Raw genomic sequence first — 18,605 nt, forward strand, 5'->3', positions numbered from 1 at the left:
ATATTTGCTCCAGCCGCGAATTTGGAGGTCGGATAACTGTATACCAGTCATTCGACGCATGCGTTGGACACGAGCCTCAAGCCACGATGGGTAGAGGGAGGGCTGCCATCCGGATCTTCTCCGGGTTTCCCGCTGGAGACAACCGTGGCCACTTGGTAACCCAATGATGCCGCGATTTTCTTCAGCATCTCGTGAGCACGGAACTCGTGGCGGGCCGCAACTTCCTCCTCCGTGACATAATAGGCGGCGCTTACCGCCTCGATGAGGTTCAAGGCAGCGAGATTGACGACGGCATAGGTCTCGGCGCGCATCACAAGGATCCCCCGAACTGCTGGCGATGGTTGTGTGTTCCGTGGGAATTCTGCGATTGATCGTCTCGCGCGCCAGCAAACTCGTGCTCGAGATTTCTTTCGAAGTAGGCATCGTCGGTGATTTCGGACGCGGGTACGGCTTCGCGCTGAAAAACGTCACCGTCGGCGCCGAGATGCCAAGCCAGCGAGGCGAGACTGGAGTAGGTGGAGGAGAGAAATGTCTTCAGCGCCGTCTGGTTTTCAGCGTCGCTCGATAACAGGAGATCGGCCGAGAAGAGTTCTTCCACGTGACCGTGTAGATTGGATTTTATGACTGGTATGGACATCCGTGGGTCCCTCGTTTTCTCAAGCCGGCAGCGTCCCCGCCGCGGCTGCGGTGTGTGTCGCCCCTACAACATGACACTCAACATGTTTAGTGTCAACACGAATCGTGTTGATGCGTGTATCACGGAAGGAGTCGTGTGCTCCGGTTTCGAAACGGCAGGCAATGGCAGGGCATGCCCAAGATGTTCTTTGGGATGTGGTACCTCCTGACGAGGTCTTCAGGCGTTGCCGGCTAGAGCGATGTAGTGGACGGAGTGTACTGTGTGCGCCTCGAAGCGCAATTCTTTCTGGGGATTGAACTGCTCAAGCACCAGTTCGGAACTGTTGTGCCGGACGAATTTCTTCACGTAGGCGAGCAGGGCGCCGCCCTCTTCCAAGCGGATCTGCGCGATCACATAGTCGCCCTTCCTCACGCGGCGTTCGGGGTCGACGAAGCAAACTTCGCCGTCCTCGTATCGCGGATACATGGAATCCCCAGATATTGACACCGCGTAAGCGCCAGTAATTTCCGAGAGAATGGGCGGCGCCAGGACTTCATACAACACAGTACCATTCATCAGAAACTCACCATCTACACCGCCGACGGCTTGGCCGAAGACAGGGATTTTCTTCCCCCGTCCGACCACCTTGGTGGGAGGGCCAGCGTTCGGTGGGTCGACCACTCCCGGCTCGGGGACTGGGATCGGAGCGCTGATCTCTGCGCCCGCTGCGTCACCCATGAGCCAAACAGGATCGACATTAAACTTGCGCGCGTAGATCTTGGCCTCGGCAAACTCAAATTCGTTCTGGCCATTCTCGTGGGCGCGATAGGTCGAGGCGACGATGCCAAGGGCGTTCGCCGCATCGGAGGCAAAGCGGTATCCCGCCTTGATGCGCGCCCGCCGCAGTCGTTCAGCTTTTTCATTCATAACATGGAACATAGCAACACGCATAACATCAATCATGTTGACATTGCAACATGCATGATGGCATTTATGGGTGAGTCAGCAAGGGAGACGAGCGCCTATGAACCATCCATATCCGATCTCCGAAGGAAAGGACGCAATCGCCCAACGTGCGATCGAGCAACGGGCTGAATGGGAGCGTAGAAGGAGCGACCGAGTCTGGCCCTGCGGGACTTGATTCCTACGTATGCTCTTGAAGTGGCCGCGTGTTTCTGCGGAGGCCGGGGATCGGAGCGGGGAGGAACGTCAAGCGGCGCTCGGGACTGCAGCGGGGAGGGATGTATGACGAATTCGCAACTCGCAAGGCAACATCGGCACTATCGTGACGTTCGCGAGCGGCTGGTCGGCGCGATGAGAGAGGCAGGCCGATCGGCGGCAATTGCCGAACTCGAGGCGCAAGTAGCTGAACTCGCCGCGGAGAATGTCGCAAAAACACGCCGGATCGTTGCACTTGAGGACGACCTGGCCGATGCGGAGGCGCGGTTGCTCGCGCAGGCGCAAACGCTGCTTTCCGGTCGGCGAGCGGAGGGAGGCGACGAGGAGCCGGAGGACGACCGAGCCACGATCGAGGAGATCGTGGCCGCCGTGCTTGTGGACTTTCCGGGGGTGACCTGGGCGGACGTCATCAGCGTCCGGCGCGATCGTCGGCTGGTCGAGCCCCGGCACGCTTGTATGCGCGCGGTCTACGAGAAACGAAGGGATCTATCGCTGCCTCGGATCGGTCGCATTTTCCACCGCGATCACACGACCGTACTTGCCGCGGTGAAAGGCCGGGTGCCTTAACGCGCGTCCGCTCAGGACAGTTTCGTTCTGCCAACCACGGCGCAAGCTGATGCCTCGCCGGCCGCGCGACGGCGCGAGCCGGCAGAGGCGGAAAACCGCTGCCATTTTTCTCCCTCCATTGTCGAAAGGATAAACATGATGAGCAAAGCCCAGAAGCTCCGCGCAAAGCGCAAAGCCCAACTCGGACGTCCGCGCAAAATGAATGCCGAGCGCTTCGCCTGCGGCAAGATCAAGCCGGACTGGTCGAAGCGCGAGAGCGAGAAGGAGGTCATGGCCGTGGCGCTCGCGGCGCGGAAGCGCATGCACGGGCTAGCAACGAGCAGCAACTTTGCCGGCTATACGCTTGGGCGCCTGTTCCTGGATGGGCGGATCACGGAAGCGCAGCGGGAGGCGGGCGACGACTACGCGGCCGTGATGGCGCGATACTATCACCTTACTGGCATTCCTTTTCCGAGCGTACGCGCCCAGGCGATCGATCGGGTGCACGGGCATCCCCCCGAGACGAACGGGGAACGGCACCATCAAATCAGAATGATGTGGCTCGAAGGCCTGTTGCTCGGATGCGACGAGGGGCGGCAGGTCAAGACCACGGTCTTCAATGTCTGCGTCATGGACTATGAGGGCTTGCGGATGATGCCCGAGGCACAATTGCTGTGGCTGAAGCGTGGCTTGAACGCTCTTGTCTTCGATAAGGGCTTGCGCGACTACGGTGAGAGAGAGTATTCATTTAATCACCGGTAGGAAAAATATCCTATAACAGTTTGGCTGGCAGAGGGTGAGCTGCAACCAGCCGGCCAAGCGCTTGGCCTAACGCGATCAATACTTCGTGATCAGTCTCTAAGTGCTGGCACAAAAACAGAATTCGGCCATTCTCTCTTTTGAAGGGATTAATATCCTACGAAAGGTGTAGGCAATGAAAAGGCTAGCAATCATTGCCCTGTCGCTGGCGACGGCGATGAGCAGCGTTCCGCCGCCCGCAGAGGCGTTTCCCACAATGCCCACGATAAGGGCGGAGACCGCCGATGTTCAGCGGGTGCAGTTTTCCTACGAACGGGGTGAACAATTCAAAGGGCGCGGATGCCGATATCCCTGTTTTCGCGGGCGGGACCGCGACCGCTGGCCGAGGTATGGCTCGTATCGGAACCGAGGTGGGTATTACCGCCATCGTCGCTACCGCGATCGCGATGACGATTTCGGTGCAGCCCTCGGCGGTTTTGCGGCAGGCGCAATCATCGGCGGGCTGCTAGCACAGCCCCGATACTACGCACCCCGGCCATACTATGCACCCCGGCCATACTACGCTCCACCGGCGTACTATGCCGGGGGCAGTGCCCATACGCGGTGGTGCTATTCGCGCTATCGATCGTATAGGGCATACGACAACACGTATCAGCCCTATTACGGCCCACGTCGACTCTGCGTTTCACCTTATCTGTGAGCAAGCTGTAGCCGAAGTCCCCGTCATGGTCGTTGCCCGCCTCGGGAAAGGAGGCGGGCAGGGCGATCTGCCGTTTGCGGTGCTACTGGCGCGAGAAATTGAAGCGCAGTGCGGTTGATACCCTGCTAAGATGAGTGACAACCCACGCTTTCGCACGATTTCTTAAAGACACACGCGCAGCACTGTTGCGCGAGAAGATAGCGAGCCAGTGAAAACACCATCGATCATCGCTTTGTCGCTTGCGAGCACGCTGGTGAGTGCTGTGCCGACGGAGGCACAGACATGCATCGGGGGCGCCTGCGGGGGCATGACCAAGCATGAGCTTTTTAACGAACGACAATACCGGGAATTTATCCTGCCACGGTATCCGAGCTATGGCTCGCGCTACCAGGGACGAAGGCCGGACATCGGGGTAGGCCCAGGGGCGACGGTTGGCGGGCCTCTGCCGGGGAGACCCGAGTCGCGCGTGCAACCGCGCCGCGAGATTCGCCTCGACTTGAATGCCCATCTGCGCTGGTGTCTCGAGCGCTATGCCTCGTATCGCCTGGACGACAATAGCTATCAGCCGTTCAACGGCCGCCGCCGTCAGTGCAACTCGCCCTACGACTGACCACGGAAGGCAGGCGGGTCCGGATCGTTTCAGCCCCGCTTCTCAAGCAGCTTCATCGCGGCCTGGGCCGCTGCTTGCGCCTGAAGCTGGCTGCCAAATTCGCCTTGGGCAGGGTAGGTCACGCCGCGATAGGTGAGTACGAAGGCCCAGCGGCCATTCATCCGCTTTTCGACCGTTATCGTCGCCGCGGCCTTATTGTCAGAATTCAAGGCAGACTCCCTCGCTTCTCGTGTCGGCCGAATGGCTCGGCGCGAGTACCTTGCTCATCCGCTGACGAAAGGCAAGGGTGAGAGGTCGAGGGAGCTGTCGAGTTGCTATTCTATCGCCTTGGCAGGGCCGAAGCGCTCCATTACGAACGAGGTCTGGATGGAGGGGGCTTGCAGGCGGCTGGTTTTTTCGATCTTGAGGGTGACTTCCTGGACCGGCGGCGTGCGCTGCCAGGCGGTGGAGAGAAACAATGCAGCGCCGGCGACAAATCCGATGGCGACATAAATCCAATGATTGCGCATGTGATCAACTCCTTCTCCCGCGAAGGCAATGCGTGGGGGCCTTTCTGGTTCCCGGCGCGGCCGGGACGCGGGTAATATGTTTAGGTTCTAAAATAGATGCGGTTCGCACCGCGTTTTTGGCAGTCTGTTTAAATAAGGCCGTCAGCTTAAATGGTGCTGACCGCCGGCACTCAGATCATAATACGGCGCGTCCGGCGCCAGCATGAGCCCAGCATCCGCAAATTGTGCAATGCCGGGCTATCTGGTGGTATTATCCGGTTTAAAGCATCCTTCAAAAGACCTAGGCCCAGCCCTTCTGCATCAACCCTTTGAGGATTGAAACAGAGCCTAATGTATTATGCAAGAAGTTTATAATATACGTTTGTATAACAGTTTCCGCAGACGCGATTGGTTCCGCCGTGCAGACCGATCGCACAAATCTGTGGCTAAACGGGAATTCGACCTTCCAGTCTATGCACGGCGCTTGCGTGATGAGGGCAGGTGGAGTATTCCATAAATCAACGATAGGAATTTTGTCCTTAAGTCGGCTGCTCCGACAGCCGCTCCGGTTTCCGCACAGACAGCTCTGATTAAGCTAGGCCCCGATGGTCGCCGGCGGCTTTTGCAGTTTCTCCTTTCATGGCTTACGGCGGCCTGCGCGTCTCAAGACGCCGCGGCGCTGTATGCGGCCGGCGATGCGCCTTCGCGTCGATCTGAACCCGCAAGGGGCTCGGAGGCACGACGCGTCGACCTCATGCTCGCACGATGCAACGCCGACAACGGCGCGGCGTGTGAGCGTGACGGCATCGCCGGCCGCTCCGGACTGTCGGAGTGAGGGTCGCGGGCAAAGAGACATACCCTGCTTGCCCCCGAGGCCTGGATGCATGAGCCCGGCGGAAGCAAGAGCCTATGTGGAAAGCTTAGAGGTGCACTGTTCAGACCCGACAAAAGAGAGCACGACCGCAGCAGACGCACGGCTGCTATCATTCGTGTTGGGTTGTGCTTACAGGCGTGGAGCCGGTGTTGGGTTGAGCGACGGCGTTTACCGCAGATCTTCCAACGCGATGTAAATGGTGCCGAATTCGACGCGGCCGGTGGGTAGTCGATAGTAGAGGAGCTCGGCGTGCGGATTTCCGCCATTAATGAAGGCTGTTTCCATCTTGTCGGCGAAGACACAGCAGGGGGGCGGGATCGTCCGGATCGGCGTAGACACTGAGGCGATAGCTGTTGCCAAGCCTTAAAAAGGTAGCGCGGTTCGCCGCTCTGGCCCGCCGCGAACGCGGGCGAAAGTGAAGCGGCAATGAGAAAAGCTGACGGAAATACAGAACGCATGTTTCGATCTACCAATGTCGGGCCGCGGGGTCGCAGCCGGTCGCGTCTCGGATTCAATCTGAATCGCGATTCCGGTGCAATCATGGATTGCGATTGCGGCTATACACACGCCGCGCGCCCAATGACCCTGCGAGCGCCTGATACGTGAACAGAAGGACCGATCAATGCTGGACGATGAAAGCACGGTGCGCGAGGCCGAGGATATCAACGAGGATGGGGTTCCGGCACTGCGGGTGAGGGACGGCCGCGGCCGTTTGGGCGGCACATTCCTGGACGCGGTGCAAGCGGATTTCGGGGCGCATGGTGCCGCTGTGGTCGCGCGCATCCGCGAGGAGAAGCCGGAGGCCTACCTGAAGCTCGTCTCATCGATCCTGCCAAAGGTTATGAACACCGCTCCCGGGTGCATGGATGGCCTGTCCGATGAGGAGCTGATCGAGCGGATCCGCGCGCTGGATGCGGTCATCCGGCCGTTGCTCGAACCAAAGAAAACCCGCTCGCGGCGGCCAGGACGGCCGGCGCGCGCTGGTGGCTTAAGTTTGCGTCCGCGGGTCAAGCCCGAGGACGACGGTGATGGGCAGGTGGCGAGCGCTCAGGACACAGTATGACCGGGGCGAGAGCCGACCGCCTTCCCCATTTCCAGAGAATGGCTCAGCGCGCCGGCGAAGGTGCGGTTGCCACAGCCGGTTCGCTGCTCGAGAAGATGATCACGGCGAACAGGAGAACGCCTGCAAAGGCGATGAGCGACGAAATGGCGACAACCGGTTCCATTGCGGCATTGCCCGAGAGCATCAGGTAGAGCGACGGGATCAGGACGGCCACGCCGAAGGTGTAGACGGCGTACTGGATCATCGCCAGGCGTCTTGCCGCCTTTTGCGGATTGAGTGCGTGATAGCCGCCGAAGATCGCCATCGTTACCCAGCCCAGCAAGTTGGCATGAGCATGCGCACCGGTGGCACTGTGGTCCCCGGCGATGGACATATGCAGGCCGATCGAAATGCCCAGGATCAAGAAGATAATGGCTGTTTTGAAATAGAGATTTGCAATACGTGGCATTTGGTTTCCCCCCTGTTGCCGGTGGAATTTTAGCATGTTCTCCAACTGCTGAGAACGAGCTGATAAAAACGCCTTTGCAGCTTGCATGCTGTTCCCTTCGGCACATCCGTCATTCGCTCCGGACGTTCCGGCCGATATCGAAAACGGAACCAACCGAGACCTTTCGGCATTCGATAGGATGTGAATGCAGTTTGCAGCGCCCTCGTTCTCTAAGACGCGATAAAAACGCTGCAGTAACTTACATTGCTGCATGATTTAGTTGCCAGAGCAGCGAGTCGTGCAGCGGAGGATCGCGATATGCTTGGAACTGTCCTTCTCATTATTCTGATCCTGCTCCTGATCGGCGCCGTTCCGGCCTGGCCCTATTCGGCCAGCTGGGGTTATGGCCCTTCCGGACTCCTTGGAGTGCTTGTCGTAGTGCTGTTGGTTCTGTTGTTGATGGGCAGGATATGACGCTCGGCGGGAGCCCCCGGAGGCACCCGCCGGCTTCACCAACTCACCCCATCGATCAGGCGGTGCGGGATATCTTCCCACACAGCGCGGTCGAACATCCGCAAGTTCACGCCCATCTTTGTCGAACCGCGACCAATCGGCGACCAGTGAGTGGTACAGCCGCAGTTGCTGCAATGGAATGCAGTCAGCGTCTTGTCACCCTGGACATAGCCGACGAGGCGCTTGTTCTCGTCACTTACCGTAACCTCGCTCGGGGTGTAATAGCCCCAGAGCGCGCCGAGCCGACTACAGAGCGAACAATTGCAGTCCCCAAGCGTCTCGGGGCGGACCGGTACGACGATGCGGACCGACCTGCAATGACAATGGCCTTCGATCATGATTGCGTCTCCTGGTCGGCGCCCGAGTAATCAACGGGCATAATCGCCTGACCCATTATTGAACTTATTCCATCGCAGTCCAGCGCCGACATCATCGGCCGGCCTCTACTGCTGCTCGCGCTTGTCCAGAAAACAGGACCTCCCCGCGGATGACACCACCGAGCACATCCGGGGCGCCTACGCTTGAGATCTCGGCGTTGCTGAAAGAGCAGGTCATGCTCATGGCGGAGCTCGACCGGCGTCGGCGGACCGACATTCTGGCGCGTTATCGGCCCTACGCAAAGCAACGGGAATTTCATGCGGCGGGTGCCAGCTATCGAGAGCGGCTGTTCATGGCCGGCAATCAGCTCGGCAAGACCCTGGCCGGAGCGGCAGAAGCAGCTATGCATCTGACCGGGCGGTATCCCGGTTGGTGGCAAGGAAGACGCTTCGACAAGCCGATTGTCATGCTCGCCGGTTCGGAGTCCTACGAACTGACGCGCGACGGCGTGCAGCGGCTACTCGTCGGGCCGCCGCTTACCGAGGAGGACTGGGGCACAGGCTTCATTCCGAAGGCGGCGATCAATGCCACCAGCCGGCGCTCCGGCGCCTCCGGGGCACTCGACAGCGTGACGGTCCGGCATGTCGCCGGCGGCGTTTCGACGCTGCTCTTCAAGGCCTATGAGCAGGGGCGCGGCAAATGGCAGGCGAACACGGTCGATTTTGTCTGGTTCGACGAAGAGCCGCCGGAGGATGTCTATTTCGAGGGCATCACCCGCACCAACGCAACGCGTGGCTCTATTGCCGTGACCTTCACGCCGCTCAAGGGCCTGAGCAGCGTTGTGGCGCGATATCTGATGGAAAAGTCGCCGGATCGCGAGGTCATCAACATGACGATCGAGGATGCGGAACACTATACGGCCGAGGAGCGGCAGCGGATCATCTCGAGCTATCCCGCACACGAGCGGGAGGCCCGCACCAAGGGCGTCCCGGCACTCGGCTCGGGCCGGATCTTTCCGGTGACGGAAGAAAGCATTCGCGTCGATCCTTTCGATGTCCCGAAACATTGGGTGCAGATTGGCGGGCTCGACTTCGGCTGGGACCACCCTTTCGCTTCTGCCGGCTGCGCCTGGGATCGCGACGCCGACGTCTTCTACGTGACCAGAATCTATCGGGAGCGGGAGGCGACGCCGATCATCCACGCCGCGGCGCTGAAACCTTGGGGCGCCTGGCTTCCCTTCGCCTGGCCGCATGACGGCCTGCAGCACGACAAGGGAAGCGGCGAGCAGCTTGCGGCGCAATATCGCGCGCAGGGACTGGCGCTTCTTAGCGAGCGGGCGACCTTCGACGACGGCACCAATGGGGTCGAGGCGGGGCTCTCCGACATGCTGCAGCGGATGCAGACCGGCCGCTGGAAGGTGTTTTCCATCTGTACGGAATGGTTCGAGGAATTCCGCCTCTATCACCGCAAGGACGGCCGGATCGTCAAGGAACGCGACGACCTGATCTCCGCCTCGCGCTACGCGCTGATGATGAAGCGATACGCGAGAGCGAACAACGGCAACACCAACTGGAATTTCACCGCCCGAAAGGTTCTCTGATGGCCGCAATGACCGATGAACGCCTGTGCGCCCTTGTCACCGAGCTGGTGAAGGACTGCGAAAACTATCGCGACGAACTCGCGATCGAGCGCATCAAGGCAATGGAATACTACGACGGCACGATGAAGGACGTGCCGACGGATGCGAACCGATCCAAGGTGGTCTCGCGCGACGTGCGCGCCGCGATCAAGAAGGTGCTGCCTTCGCTGATCCGCACTATTCTCGGCAACGACAAAGTGGTGGAATATGCGCCTGTCAACGAGGGCGACGAGGCCGCGGCAAGCCAAGCGACCGACTACATCAACTATGTCGTCTTTCCCGAAAGCGACGGTTACGACGCCGTGCAGGACGCGGCACATGACGCGCTGAAGCTCCGGAATGGCGTGATCCGCTGGTGGTATGAGAAGCACACGTCGATGGCCGTCTCGACCCATACCGGTCTCGACGAGGCGGCGCTCGTTCAACTCGTCGGCGACGACGAAGTCGAAGTGCTGGAGCAATCGCGGACGATCGAAAAGGTGGAAACGCCGCAGGGCGTGATCGATCAGCCCAGCTATGGTGTCAAGATCAGACGGCGCGCGGAGCGGGGGATGCCACGGCTGGCGGCGGTTCCGCTCGAGGAATTCCTGATCCATCCGGATGCGATCTCGATCGGGGACAGCCCGATCACCGGCATTGCCACGCGCATGCGCCGCTCCGACCTGATCGCGATGGGCTACGACCGCGACCTGATTGAAGGACTGCCCGCCTCGACGAGCGACAGCGGCCGCGACGACGAGGAGTTCACCCGCCGGCGCGGTGCCTTCGAGGCGCGTGATGCGGTGCCGAAGGCGCTGGAGGAGGTGGATTACTACGAGCTCTACGTGAAGGTGGACGCTGACGACGACGGCATCGCGGAACTGCGCCGGCTGGTCTTTGCCGGCGGCACAGGCGAGGAGCACCTGCTCTCCAACGACGAATGGGACGAGGTGCCCTTCGCCGATCTGATCGTCGAGCGGCGGCCGCACCAGCGCGAGGGCGGCTCGGTCACCGACGACATGGCGGAGATCCAGCGGGTGAAAACCGTGCTGATGCGCCAGACGCTCGACAATCTCTACTGGCAGAACAACCAGCAGCCGATCGTCCAGGAGGGGGCGATCGCCAACCCTGAAGCGGTGCTCAACCCGAAGTTCGGCCAACCGATCCGCATCAGCCAAGGGATCGATGCGCGTGCCGCGCTCGGCTACACCATGGTGCCCTTCGTCGCCAAGGAATCCTTCGCTATGCTCTCCTATCTCGACCAGGAGGCGACCGACCGCACCGGGATTTCGGATGCGTCGAGCGGGCTGGCGCCGGACGCGCTTCAGAACATGACGGCGCGCGCGACGGCACTGATCGAACAGGCGGGCATCGGCCAAACGGAACTGATGGTGCGCACCTTCGCACAGGGGCTAAGGCGCGTTTTTCGCGGATTGTTACGGCTCGTCATCAAGCACCAGGACCGGCCGCGCGCGGTTCGCCTGCGCGGCCAATGGGTGACCTTCGACCCGCGCCACTGGAGCGCCGAGATGGATGCGACGGTCAATACCGGGCTCGGCGCCGGCACGCGCGAGCGCGACATGATGACGATTCAGATGATCCAGCAATTGCAGGAGAAGCTCTTGATGACGCTCGGGCCGGACAATCCCTATGTCTCGCCGGACAACCTCTACAACGGTATCGCCAAATCGGTGGAAGCGGCGGGGCTGAAATCGCCCGATCTCTATTTCACCAAGCCGACGCCCGAGGAGATCCAGCGGCGGATGCAGGCCGGGGCCGAGCAGCCGAACCCGGAGATGCAGAAATTGCAGATGCGGGTTCAGGTCGAGGCCGAGAAGGCGCGGCTTTCGGCCGAAACCGACCGGCGGAGGCTGGAAATCGAGCGCGAGCTGAAGCTTGCAGAGCTTCAGCAGAAAGGCGCGCTGAGGCGATACCAGATCGACGCCGAACTGAACCTGAAACGACAGCAGAATATGGCGGAGGCAGTGAGCGGCGAGCCGGTCACGGCGGTCGATATCGGAGGACTATCGGGATGAGAAGTTGGAGGGTTGAAACCTGCCGCGCCTCAGAATATGGCTATGGCATGAAAAACGTTCGCTACCTCTGCTTGTTCCTTGCCACGCTTCCGCTCATCCTTTCGTCTTGCAGCGAATCGGCTACGCCAGCGGTGTCCGCACGCGCGTCGGGCAAGGTCCAAGCGGCAACCAAAACGGCAGCCAAGCCAAGCCCCCGACAATGCTCGACGCCGGCTCAGGTTTGCCCCTATGGCACCGGTCCCGCCGGTGAGCCATGCTCCTGCTGGGCAACCGACGGCACGCCGGATGTAGGCGTTACGACGATGGGAACGCAGCTTTCTCCCGAGCGCGACTAAAAGCTGCCCGGCGGCGGCTGGTCGTCTTCGGGGCATACCCACTCATCTTCGGCAAATCGATGCCGCTTCTATCCGGCTCGCATCCCGCGCAGCCGAGGGTGCCTGCACGACCCCCTCCCGAGCAGTCGGTAAAAACTCCAGACAAAAAGCAATCCTGTCGTGTGCGCTGCTCGGTGGGTCGGTCGGCTCGCAAGAAGGGCACTGAGATGAAGCCAGAGGAAAAACAGGCGGCGGCGCGGGCGCTTCTCGACAATCCGCTGTTCGAGCGATTGATGCAGGAGTTGGAGGCGGCGGCTATCAACGGCTGTATCAACGCGAAACTCACGGACCACGAAGCGCGGGCCGCCTTCGCGGCCGAAGCGCGGGCGGTCCGCAATTTCTGCGCAAAGCTGAAGTTCCTGACGGAGCAAGCCAAGGCCGAAGGCGCGAACGCGCCGGTGTGAAGCGAGGTACATTGGGCGGCAGGCCGGCCGCCCTCAAGCGCCTTATTGCCAAACTGATTCATGAAATCGGTGCAGCATTCTGAAACTTCGCGAATTTCACGGTGTGGGAAAGCGCGAAAGCGGCACTTGCACGCCGAAATTCTCTCAAGAGGTCTTTCCATGATGAACGATAGTGCCAACCCGCCTACCCGCGGGAGCAAAACCGTTGTCGGCTCGCATGATCCCGCAAGCTTCGACAAGCTCGACTTCCGGGAGCCGCACGAGGCCAAACTGCCAGATGAGGACGAAGAAGCCCGGGACCGCGAGACCATAGACGACGTTCACCAGCCGGATGATCCTGCCGGGGAAGGCGATGAGCCAATCTTTCCTGACGAGGAGGAGGCAACCGATGAAACCGAGAACATCATCGTGACGCTCGAGGGCGGGGAAGCAATTCCGCTCGAGGAATTGAAGCTCGGCTACATGCGTGACCGCGACTACCGGCACAAGACTCAGGATCTCGCCAACCGCGAGCGGATGCTCGAAAGCATGAGCAGCCGGGTCGCGGCTACGGCCAACACGGTTGCGGAGCTGATCGCGGCCGAGATCCCCGCGGAGCCGCCGGAGGAGCTGAAGCTCCACGATCCGGAGGCCTATCAGCGACAGTGGGCGGTACACCAGGCGGGGCTGGAGCAGCTTGCGCGGGTAATGGCGCTGGGCGAAGGATCGGCAGCCGTTGCGGCGGAGCTTCAAGCCGCTGCGAGTGAAGATAGGCTGGAGGCAGAGAACGCCAAGCTCCTCGTGGCCTTTCCGCAGACCGGGCAGGATGAAGGGCGGCAAGCCTTCTTCGCAGACGCTTTCGAGGCGGCGAGGGAACTCGGCTTTTCCGACGAGGAGGTTCGCGAGGTCGTCGACCACCGACTCTTCAAGCTCGCGCATTATGCCAGGCTCGGGCTTCTTGCGGAACGAGCGAGGGCAAAGGCCTTGCAGAAGGTGGCCGTGGCACCGGCCACGGCGCCGCGGATGAAGGCGAAGAACCAAGCACAGCGCCAGCAGCGTGAAAGTCGCGAGGCAATGCGGCGGCTCGCGAGAAGCGGGTCGATCCGCGACGCGATGGCGGTCGATTTCGAATAGCGACAGGAAGACCTGGGTGGACCGCGCCCCCCTTGCGTGACGGAGGGTAGCGGATGCGAGAACGGCTACCCACGGCAAAGGCAACCCATCAAAAATCGGCTTCCGCGCCTCCTCGGCCGAGCGGCCGGTGCGTCTCATCATCATAGAAGGATCAGGAAATGGCAGTTCTAACCAATACATTTCAGACGACGCAGGCCGTCGGCAATCGCGAGGAGCTTTCCGATGTGGTGTCGCGCATCACCCCGGAAGACACACCGATCTATTCGCTGATCGAGAAGGGCAAGTGCACGACCTATCACCCGGAATGGGAGACGGACGAACTGGCCGCGCCCGGCGCCAATATTCGCGAGGAGGGCGAGGAATACGCCTTCGGCGCAATCACCCCGCCGACAAGGCTCGGCAACTATACCCAGATCATGCGCAAGGACTGGATCATCTCCGCGACGCAGGAGGTGACGGCGGAGGCCGGCAACGTGCAGAAGCGCAAGTACCAGAAGCTGAAGAAGGGCGTCGAAATTCGGAAGGACGTGGAGTTCGCGATCATCGACACGAACGCAACGGTCGCCGGCAGTACGCGTGAATTCGGATCGCTCAGCACCTGGATCGTCAGCAACGCTTCCAGGGGCGCCGGCGGCGCCAATGGCGGCTTCAACATCGGCACCGGTCTGACCGTGGCGCCGACCGACGGCACGCAGCGTGCCTTCACCAAGGCGATCCTCGATTCCGTAATGCAGCAGGGCTACCAGAACGGTGCCAACTTCCGTCACGTCTCTGTCTCTCCCTATGTCAAATCCGTCTTCGTCACCTTCATGTCCGACAGCAACGTCGCGCCTTTCCGGTACGCGGTGTCGCAGGGCGGCGAGCGCAACACCATCGTCGCGACGGCCGACTACTACGAGGGCCCGTTCGGCACGGTGATGATCCACCCGAACCGGGTACAGGCGGTGAACGGCGCGGTCGCCCGCAACGCCTTCTTCATCGACACCGACATGCTCTCCTTCCTGTGGCTGCGCCAGATCCAGGAGGACCGCGACGTCGCCAAGACCGGCGATGCCGACAAGGGCGTCATCATCGGCGAGGGCACCCTGAAGGTACACAACGAGCGGGGTCTTGGCGTTGCCGCCGACCTCTTCGGATTGAGCTCCGCAAGCTAGCCCGGGTTCCAAGTTTCGGCTCAAGCGCACCGACTGCGCGTCGGTCCCTGTTTTCGGGAGAAATGAATGGCAGACACAAAGACGACCACGGTACCCGTCAGGCTTCTCTATGATACCTGGGCGATTGACGAGGAACGGATTCCAGCCGGCACCGAACTCGATTTGCCAGTCAAGGCGGCAAAGATCCTGATCGCACAGGGCAAAGCCGAGCGCAACGATCCTCTTCCAGGTGACGAAGGATGATTGTACGCGACGGCGACTGGAAGCTCTTCGATTACGATTTTCACACCGGTCGCTCCGTCTGGGTGATGGAGGACGGCAACAGAACCCATTGGCGGACGGACTATCCGGTCGAAAACCTCGTCCGACAGAACGAATTCACCCGCCATGCGACCGCCGGCAATGCTTTCGGCGAGTGGACCAAAGTCGCCTCGATCCCGCTCCACCTCGCGCATTCCGAAAACCTGGTGCGAGCCCATTCCGAAGGCGACGACCGCTATGTGAAGCGGTGGCTCAACGACGGCGACAATCGCGCCTGGCGCAGCTTCGAGGGACACCTATGACAATATCCGACTATGCGTCGCTCCTCGTCGATGCCGGCGACTATTCCGGCCGCGATGACGTCGCCCATCTTTTCCCGCGCTTCCTCGCGCTTGCCGAACTCAAACTCAACCGCGTCCTGCGCGTCGCCGACATGGAGAAGACGATGACGATGCCGCTTGCCGAAGGCGAGGGCACCCTGCCTGCCGATTTCCTGGAGGCGCGGCAGGTGCTTGGCTCCGATCATCGTGCGCTGCGGGCGCTGGCATTGCAGGAACTGAGCGGTCACGTCACCTCCGGCGGTGCGTCGATTGGCTACGCGATCGTCGGCAGTGCGATCCAGGTGCGGCAGAAGGGCGGCGAGAATCTCTACCTGACCTACTACGCGAAGATTCCACCGCTCACTCCCACGGCGCCGAGCAACTGGCTGATCGAAAAGGCGCCAGACGTCTATCTCTACGCGGTCGTCGAGGAGATCGCCGTCTGGGAGCGCGACGCCGCCAAGGCGGGCGCGGCCGAGACGCTGAAACGCCAGGCGATGGCCGGGCTCGGGCTTGCCGACGAACGCCTGCGCTGGGGCAATGGCGAAATCGTCATCGGAGGGCTGACGCCATGACGCTGCTGAGCGTAATCAACGAAGTCGCGGACATCGTTTCGCTTGATCGGTTCGACAGCGTCTACGGAATGAACGATCCGAACGCGCAGGCGATGGTGGCGTTGGCCGAGGAAGCGGGCGCCGAGATCGCGCGGCGCGTCGACTGGAAACGGATGCTGAAGACGCATGCCGTCTCGGCGTCGCCGGAGATCCTGCCCGCCGACTACCAGAGGCTGGCACCCGGAGGTGCGGTGCAAGCGTCGGACGGCCGCTTCTTCCGGACGGTCACCAACGGTGCGCAATGGGCCGTGATCGTCGGCGTTGCCTCGGGGGAGCCCTATTGCCACCTCCGCGGCAAGGAGATGCTCTTCTCGCCGGCCGCCACGGCCGCCGGCGCGACGATCGACTATCTCTCGAAGAACTGGGTGCTCGGCGACCCTTACGAAGAGCGCGATACGTTCCGGGCCGACGACGACACGACGCTTTTTCCCGAACGGCTGCTGAAGAAAGGGCTGATCTGGCGCTGGAAGCGGCAGAAGGGGCTAGCTTTCGAGGACAACCTCGCCGAGTTCGAGGCGGATCTCCTGCAGGAGATCAATGCGGACAGGGGGTCATCATGACAACTATTCGCCCCGGCCGCCTGCCGCAGACCAACCGCGGGCCGGCGAGCATCGGCCGACTCCAGATCTCGAAGCCGCTGACCTTCCCGGCGCCGAAAGGCGGACTGGTGACGACCGCTGACATGGCCTCGCAGACACCGGGCTCGGCCACGGTGCTGGTGAACTTCCTGCCGACGCTTGCCGGCTGCAGGATCCGCGGGGGCTCCCGGAAGGTTGGACTCGCTGCCGATGGGGGCGCCATCCGCAGCGCCTTCAAATACAAGTTCGGCAGCAACGAAAAGCTGTTCATGGCGACGACCAGCGCGATCTACAATATGACCGCGCCGGCAGCCCCACCGGCGACGACGGCGGCGGCGGTCAGCGGGCTGAACGGTGGCGACTGGTGCGCGTTCCAGCACACCACAGCCGGCGGCTCTTTTCTGGTCTGCCTGAACGGGGCCGACACGCGACGCATCTATGACGGCAGCGTCTGGACGACGACGCCGACGATTACCTTTTCCGACAGCACGACCATGGCACAGCTCAACCACGGCTGGCTGTTCAAGAACCGCGAGTTCTTCCTCAAGAACGCGACGCTCGACGTTTACTATCTGCCGGTAAACGCCATCGGCGGGGCTGCGGCCGTGTTTCCGCTCGGCGGCGTGATGAAGAAAGGCGGTTCGCTGCTCACTGGCTTTTCCTGGTCGCTCGAAAGCGGCGATGGCCTTTCCGATCTCTGCGTCTTCGTCTCGACGGAAGGGGAGATCGCCGTCTATGCCGGCTCGGATCCTTCGGGCGCCAGCGATTTCGCATTGAAGGGCGTGTACCAGATCGGCAAGCCGCTTGGGAAAAATGCTTGGATCCGCGTCGGCGGTGACGTGCTGATTGCGACGTCGGACGGGCTGACGCCGATGTCGCAGGTGTTTCAGCGCGATCGTGCCGCACTCAGCCAGGTGTCGATTTCACGGCCGATAGAGGACGACTGGAGGCTAGCGGCGAACGCAACCGGCTCAGGCTGGACGCTGAAGCCATGGGTAGAGCAGAACCTGGTCTTCGTCGCCTTTCCGGACAACAGCGTCGTCAGCGACACGACTTTCGTGTTGAATGTCTTGAGCGGGCGATGGGCGACGATCAGCAACTGGCGGGCCAACTGCTTCGAGACGCTGCAAGGCGGGCTCTTCTTCGGCTCGCGCGAGGGCTATTGCTGGCAAGGCGACACGGGCGGCACCGACGATGGGCTGGCCTTTGCGGCCACCTATCTGTCGCAGTTCACGCCGGCCGGGCAATTCGGCCAGCGGACGGCGGCGACAATGGCGCATATGTACTTTCGCGCCAAGATCCGGCCCAAAGTGCAGCTCTTCGCCCGCGCCGACTTCGACCGGACCGCGCCGCCGTTTGATCGAGTGACGGAAGGCGACACGGCCTCTCCGGAATGGGACGTCGGCCTTTGGGACGTGGCGCGCTGGGACGGCGTATCGCAGGCGCTACGCTACGATTTCCGCCAGAACGTGCGCGCGAGCGGCGACATGCTGGCGGTCGGCTGCGTCATCACCTCCGGCGGCGCGGTGAAACTCGACATCGAAGTGGACCTCGCCACACTGCAGGTCGCGGCCGGGGAGGCGAGCGCGTGAACATCATCTGGGGCGGGGCGGGCGACCCCGCGAAGAACGACGCGATCGCCGGCTTCGTCGCCGCCCATATCGACGGCTGCGAGAGAGGCTTTGCCGACTTCACCACGCTCGGCGTGACGGAGGAGGGCAGGCTCGTCGCCGGCGTCGTCTATCACAACTATTCACCCGAAGCGGGCGTGATCGAGCTTTCGGCCGCCGCCACAAGCAAACGCTGGCTGACGCGGCCGGTGCTGAAGGCCATGTTCGATTATGCCTTCGACGAGATCGGCTGCCAGCTGGCGGTGCTGCGCGTCTCGGAGGAGAACGCCGGCATGGTCGGGATCGCCCGGCGCTTCGGGTTCACGAGCCACCGCATTCCCCGCCTTCGCGGGCGGGAGGAGGCGGAAATCATCTTCACCCTGACAGACAACGACTGGCGGGCGCATCCCGTCAATCAACGATAGGTGCT

General features: G+C 61.7%; 24 protein-coding genes. 17 read left to right on the forward strand and 7 right to left on the reverse strand.

Features of this window, described 5'->3' with window-relative positions; genetic code table 11:
• Positions 1 to 47 precede the first annotated feature (47 nt).
• From CO676_RS08705 to CO676_RS08715, 3 genes are all read right to left on the reverse strand, one after another.
• Positions 48 to 314 (reverse strand): hypothetical protein, encoded by a 267-nt coding sequence (locus CO676_RS08705; RefSeq protein ID WP_041414486.1) that lies wholly within the window; start codon positions 312 to 314, stop codon positions 48 to 50.
• Positions 311 to 637 carry a hypothetical protein gene (locus CO676_RS08710; protein ID WP_014764991.1) on the reverse strand — a complete coding sequence of 109 codons (327 nt, stop codon included), beginning with the start codon at positions 635 to 637 and terminating at the stop codon, positions 311 to 313. Before CO676_RS08710 ends, CO676_RS08705 begins: the two co-directional genes overlap by 4 nt.
• A 216-nt stretch (positions 638 to 853) precedes the next feature.
• Positions 854 to 1,543 carry a helix-turn-helix transcriptional regulator gene (locus CO676_RS08715; RefSeq protein WP_041415481.1) on the reverse strand — a complete coding sequence of 230 codons (690 nt, stop codon included), beginning with the start codon at positions 1,541 to 1,543 and terminating at the stop codon, positions 854 to 856.
• Positions 1,544 to 1,861: 318 nt separating this feature from the next.
• Between CO676_RS08715 and CO676_RS08720 the strand changes: the two genes are divergently transcribed.
• The 4 genes from CO676_RS08720 to CO676_RS08735 all read left to right on the forward strand — a co-directional run bounded on the left by CO676_RS08720 (position 1,862) and on the right by CO676_RS08735 (position 4,410).
• The gene (locus CO676_RS08720) at positions 1,862 to 2,362 is read left to right on the forward strand and encodes a helix-turn-helix domain-containing protein (RefSeq protein WP_014764989.1); all 501 of its coding nucleotides are present in this window, start codon (positions 1,862 to 1,864) and stop codon (positions 2,360 to 2,362) included.
• 135 nt (positions 2,363 to 2,497) lie between these two features.
• Positions 2,498 to 3,103 (forward strand): hypothetical protein, encoded by a 606-nt coding sequence (locus CO676_RS08725; RefSeq protein WP_097520430.1) that lies wholly within the window; start codon positions 2,498 to 2,500, stop codon positions 3,101 to 3,103.
• 172 nt (positions 3,104 to 3,275) lie between these two features.
• Entirely contained in the window at positions 3,276 to 3,800 is a 525-nt protein-coding gene (locus CO676_RS08730) for a BA14K family protein (RefSeq protein ID WP_097520432.1), read from the forward strand.
• 208 nt (positions 3,801 to 4,008) lie between these two features.
• Positions 4,009 to 4,410 carry a BA14K family protein gene (locus CO676_RS08735; RefSeq protein WP_097520433.1) on the forward strand — a complete coding sequence of 134 codons (402 nt, stop codon included), beginning with the start codon at positions 4,009 to 4,011 and terminating at the stop codon, positions 4,408 to 4,410.
• A gap of 29 nt (positions 4,411 to 4,439) precedes the next feature.
• Here the strand turns inward: CO676_RS08735 and CO676_RS08740 are convergent, their stop codons facing one another.
• Both CO676_RS08740 and CO676_RS08745 read right to left on the reverse strand, forming a co-directional pair.
• Positions 4,440 to 4,619 carry a hypothetical protein gene (locus CO676_RS08740; protein ID WP_097520435.1) on the reverse strand — a complete coding sequence of 60 codons (180 nt, stop codon included), beginning with the start codon at positions 4,617 to 4,619 and terminating at the stop codon, positions 4,440 to 4,442.
• 105 nt (positions 4,620 to 4,724) lie between these two features.
• A complete protein-coding gene (locus CO676_RS08745) occupies positions 4,725 to 4,919 on the reverse strand; it encodes a hypothetical protein (RefSeq protein WP_179875438.1) in 195 nt (64 codons plus the stop codon).
• Positions 4,920 to 6,397: 1,478 nt separating this feature from the next.
• On the opposite strand from CO676_RS08745, the gene CO676_RS08750 reads away from it, so the two are divergent.
• Positions 6,398 to 6,835 (forward strand): hypothetical protein, encoded by a 438-nt coding sequence (locus tag CO676_RS08750; RefSeq protein WP_332908277.1) that lies wholly within the window; start codon positions 6,398 to 6,400, stop codon positions 6,833 to 6,835.
• 43 nt (positions 6,836 to 6,878) lie between these two features.
• On the opposite strand, the gene CO676_RS08755 is transcribed toward CO676_RS08750, so the two are convergent.
• Positions 6,879 to 7,283 carry a hypothetical protein gene (locus CO676_RS08755; RefSeq protein WP_041414483.1) on the reverse strand — a complete coding sequence of 135 codons (405 nt, stop codon included), beginning with the start codon at positions 7,281 to 7,283 and terminating at the stop codon, positions 6,879 to 6,881.
• A gap of 297 nt (positions 7,284 to 7,580) precedes the next feature.
• Between CO676_RS08755 and CO676_RS08760 the strand changes: the two genes are divergently transcribed.
• Positions 7,581 to 7,736: a DUF3309 family protein gene (locus tag CO676_RS08760; protein WP_014764978.1), complete on the forward strand. Its 156-nt coding sequence runs from the start codon at positions 7,581 to 7,583 to the stop codon at positions 7,734 to 7,736.
• Between the two features lie 35 nt (positions 7,737 to 7,771).
• On the opposite strand, the gene CO676_RS08765 is transcribed toward CO676_RS08760, so the two are convergent.
• On the reverse strand, positions 7,772 to 8,113 hold the full coding sequence (locus CO676_RS08765; RefSeq protein ID WP_097520439.1) for a GFA family protein: 342 nt from the start codon (positions 8,111 to 8,113) through the stop codon (positions 7,772 to 7,774).
• 149 nt (positions 8,114 to 8,262) lie between these two features.
• Here CO676_RS08765 and CO676_RS08770 point away from each other — a divergent pair, with 149 nt between their 5' ends.
• From CO676_RS08770 to CO676_RS08815, 11 genes are all read left to right on the forward strand, one after another.
• Positions 8,263 to 9,693: a terminase large subunit gene (locus tag CO676_RS08770; protein ID WP_179875439.1), complete on the forward strand. Its 1,431-nt coding sequence runs from the start codon at positions 8,263 to 8,265 to the stop codon at positions 9,691 to 9,693.
• Positions 9,693 to 11,747, forward strand: a complete 2,055-nt coding sequence (locus CO676_RS08775; RefSeq protein ID WP_097520440.1) for a phage portal protein — start codon at positions 9,693 to 9,695, stop codon at positions 11,745 to 11,747. Before CO676_RS08770 ends, CO676_RS08775 begins: the two co-directional genes overlap by 1 nt.
• A 541-nt stretch (positions 11,748 to 12,288) precedes the next feature.
• Positions 12,289 to 12,525: a hypothetical protein gene (locus CO676_RS08780; protein ID WP_014764973.1), complete on the forward strand. Its 237-nt coding sequence runs from the start codon at positions 12,289 to 12,291 to the stop codon at positions 12,523 to 12,525.
• A 159-nt stretch (positions 12,526 to 12,684) separates the two neighbouring features.
• Complete coding sequence (locus CO676_RS08785; RefSeq protein WP_014764972.1) at positions 12,685 to 13,638, forward strand: hypothetical protein; 954 nt, start codon at positions 12,685 to 12,687, stop codon at positions 13,636 to 13,638.
• A 158-nt stretch (positions 13,639 to 13,796) separates the two neighbouring features.
• The gene (locus tag CO676_RS08790; RefSeq protein ID WP_097520442.1) at positions 13,797 to 14,792 is read left to right on the forward strand and encodes a DUF5309 domain-containing protein; all 996 of its coding nucleotides are present in this window, start codon (positions 13,797 to 13,799) and stop codon (positions 14,790 to 14,792) included.
• 66 nt (positions 14,793 to 14,858) lie between these two features.
• On the forward strand, positions 14,859 to 15,035 hold the full coding sequence (locus tag CO676_RS35170) for a hypothetical protein (RefSeq protein WP_014764970.1): 177 nt from the start codon (positions 14,859 to 14,861) through the stop codon (positions 15,033 to 15,035).
• Positions 15,032 to 15,355, forward strand: a complete 324-nt coding sequence (locus tag CO676_RS08795; protein ID WP_014764969.1) for a hypothetical protein — start codon at positions 15,032 to 15,034, stop codon at positions 15,353 to 15,355. Before CO676_RS35170 ends, CO676_RS08795 begins: the two co-directional genes overlap by 4 nt.
• A complete protein-coding gene (locus tag CO676_RS08800) occupies positions 15,352 to 15,948 on the forward strand; it encodes a hypothetical protein (RefSeq protein ID WP_097520444.1) in 597 nt (198 codons plus the stop codon). Before CO676_RS08795 ends, CO676_RS08800 begins: the two co-directional genes overlap by 4 nt.
• A complete protein-coding gene (locus CO676_RS08805) occupies positions 15,945 to 16,547 on the forward strand; it encodes a hypothetical protein (protein ID WP_014764967.1) in 603 nt (200 codons plus the stop codon). Before CO676_RS08800 ends, CO676_RS08805 begins: the two co-directional genes overlap by 4 nt.
• Entirely contained in the window at positions 16,544 to 18,157 is a 1,614-nt protein-coding gene (locus CO676_RS08810) for a hypothetical protein (RefSeq protein ID WP_097520446.1), read from the forward strand. The genes CO676_RS08805 and CO676_RS08810 overlap by 4 nt, the downstream gene beginning before the upstream one ends.
• On the forward strand, positions 18,154 to 18,600 hold the full coding sequence (locus CO676_RS08815; protein WP_014764965.1) for a GNAT family protein: 447 nt from the start codon (positions 18,154 to 18,156) through the stop codon (positions 18,598 to 18,600). Before CO676_RS08810 ends, CO676_RS08815 begins: the two co-directional genes overlap by 4 nt.
• Positions 18,601 to 18,605 lie beyond the last annotated feature (5 nt).

The sequence above is a fragment of the Sinorhizobium sp. BJ1 genome, assembly GCF_002531555.1.
In the GTDB taxonomy this organism is placed as follows: domain Bacteria; phylum Pseudomonadota; class Alphaproteobacteria; order Rhizobiales; family Rhizobiaceae; genus Sinorhizobium; species Sinorhizobium fredii_B.

What these genes read in the sequence shown, in the direction of transcription:
- CO676_RS08710 (WP_014764991.1), bottom strand. Translation starts at nt 637, where the DNA reads ATGTCCATACCAGTCATAAAATCCAATCTACACGGTCACGTGGAAGAA.
- CO676_RS08715 (WP_041415481.1), bottom strand. Translation starts at nt 1,543, where the DNA reads ATGAATGAAAAAGCTGAACGACTGCGGCGGGCGCGCATCAAGGCGGGA.
- CO676_RS08720 (WP_014764989.1), top strand. Translation starts at nt 1,862, where the DNA reads ATGACGAATTCGCAACTCGCAAGGCAACATCGGCACTATCGTGACGTT.
- CO676_RS08725 (WP_097520430.1), top strand. Translation starts at nt 2,498, where the DNA reads ATGATGAGCAAAGCCCAGAAGCTCCGCGCAAAGCGCAAAGCCCAACTC.
- CO676_RS08730 (WP_097520432.1), top strand. Translation starts at nt 3,276, where the DNA reads ATGAAAAGGCTAGCAATCATTGCCCTGTCGCTGGCGACGGCGATGAGC.
- CO676_RS08745 (WP_179875438.1), bottom strand. Translation starts at nt 4,919, where the DNA reads ATGCGCAATCATTGGATTTATGTCGCCATCGGATTTGTCGCCGGCGCT.
- CO676_RS08755 (WP_041414483.1), bottom strand. Translation starts at nt 7,283, where the DNA reads ATGCCACGTATTGCAAATCTCTATTTCAAAACAGCCATTATCTTCTTG.
- CO676_RS08760 (WP_014764978.1), top strand. Translation starts at nt 7,581, where the DNA reads ATGCTTGGAACTGTCCTTCTCATTATTCTGATCCTGCTCCTGATCGGC.
- CO676_RS08765 (WP_097520439.1), bottom strand. Translation starts at nt 8,113, where the DNA reads ATGATCGAAGGCCATTGTCATTGCAGGTCGGTCCGCATCGTCGTACCG.
- CO676_RS08770 (WP_179875439.1), top strand. Translation starts at nt 8,263, where the DNA reads ATGACACCACCGAGCACATCCGGGGCGCCTACGCTTGAGATCTCGGCG.
- CO676_RS08775 (WP_097520440.1), top strand. Translation starts at nt 9,693, where the DNA reads ATGGCCGCAATGACCGATGAACGCCTGTGCGCCCTTGTCACCGAGCTG.
- CO676_RS08780 (WP_014764973.1), top strand. Translation starts at nt 12,289, where the DNA reads ATGAAGCCAGAGGAAAAACAGGCGGCGGCGCGGGCGCTTCTCGACAAT.
- CO676_RS08785 (WP_014764972.1), top strand. Translation starts at nt 12,685, where the DNA reads ATGATGAACGATAGTGCCAACCCGCCTACCCGCGGGAGCAAAACCGTT.
- CO676_RS08790 (WP_097520442.1), top strand. Translation starts at nt 13,797, where the DNA reads ATGGCAGTTCTAACCAATACATTTCAGACGACGCAGGCCGTCGGCAAT.
- CO676_RS35170 (WP_014764970.1), top strand. Translation starts at nt 14,859, where the DNA reads ATGGCAGACACAAAGACGACCACGGTACCCGTCAGGCTTCTCTATGAT.
- CO676_RS08795 (WP_014764969.1), top strand. Translation starts at nt 15,032, where the DNA reads ATGATTGTACGCGACGGCGACTGGAAGCTCTTCGATTACGATTTTCAC.
- CO676_RS08800 (WP_097520444.1), top strand. Translation starts at nt 15,352, where the DNA reads ATGACAATATCCGACTATGCGTCGCTCCTCGTCGATGCCGGCGACTAT.
- CO676_RS08805 (WP_014764967.1), top strand. Translation starts at nt 15,945, where the DNA reads ATGACGCTGCTGAGCGTAATCAACGAAGTCGCGGACATCGTTTCGCTT.
- CO676_RS08810 (WP_097520446.1), top strand. Translation starts at nt 16,544, where the DNA reads ATGACAACTATTCGCCCCGGCCGCCTGCCGCAGACCAACCGCGGGCCG.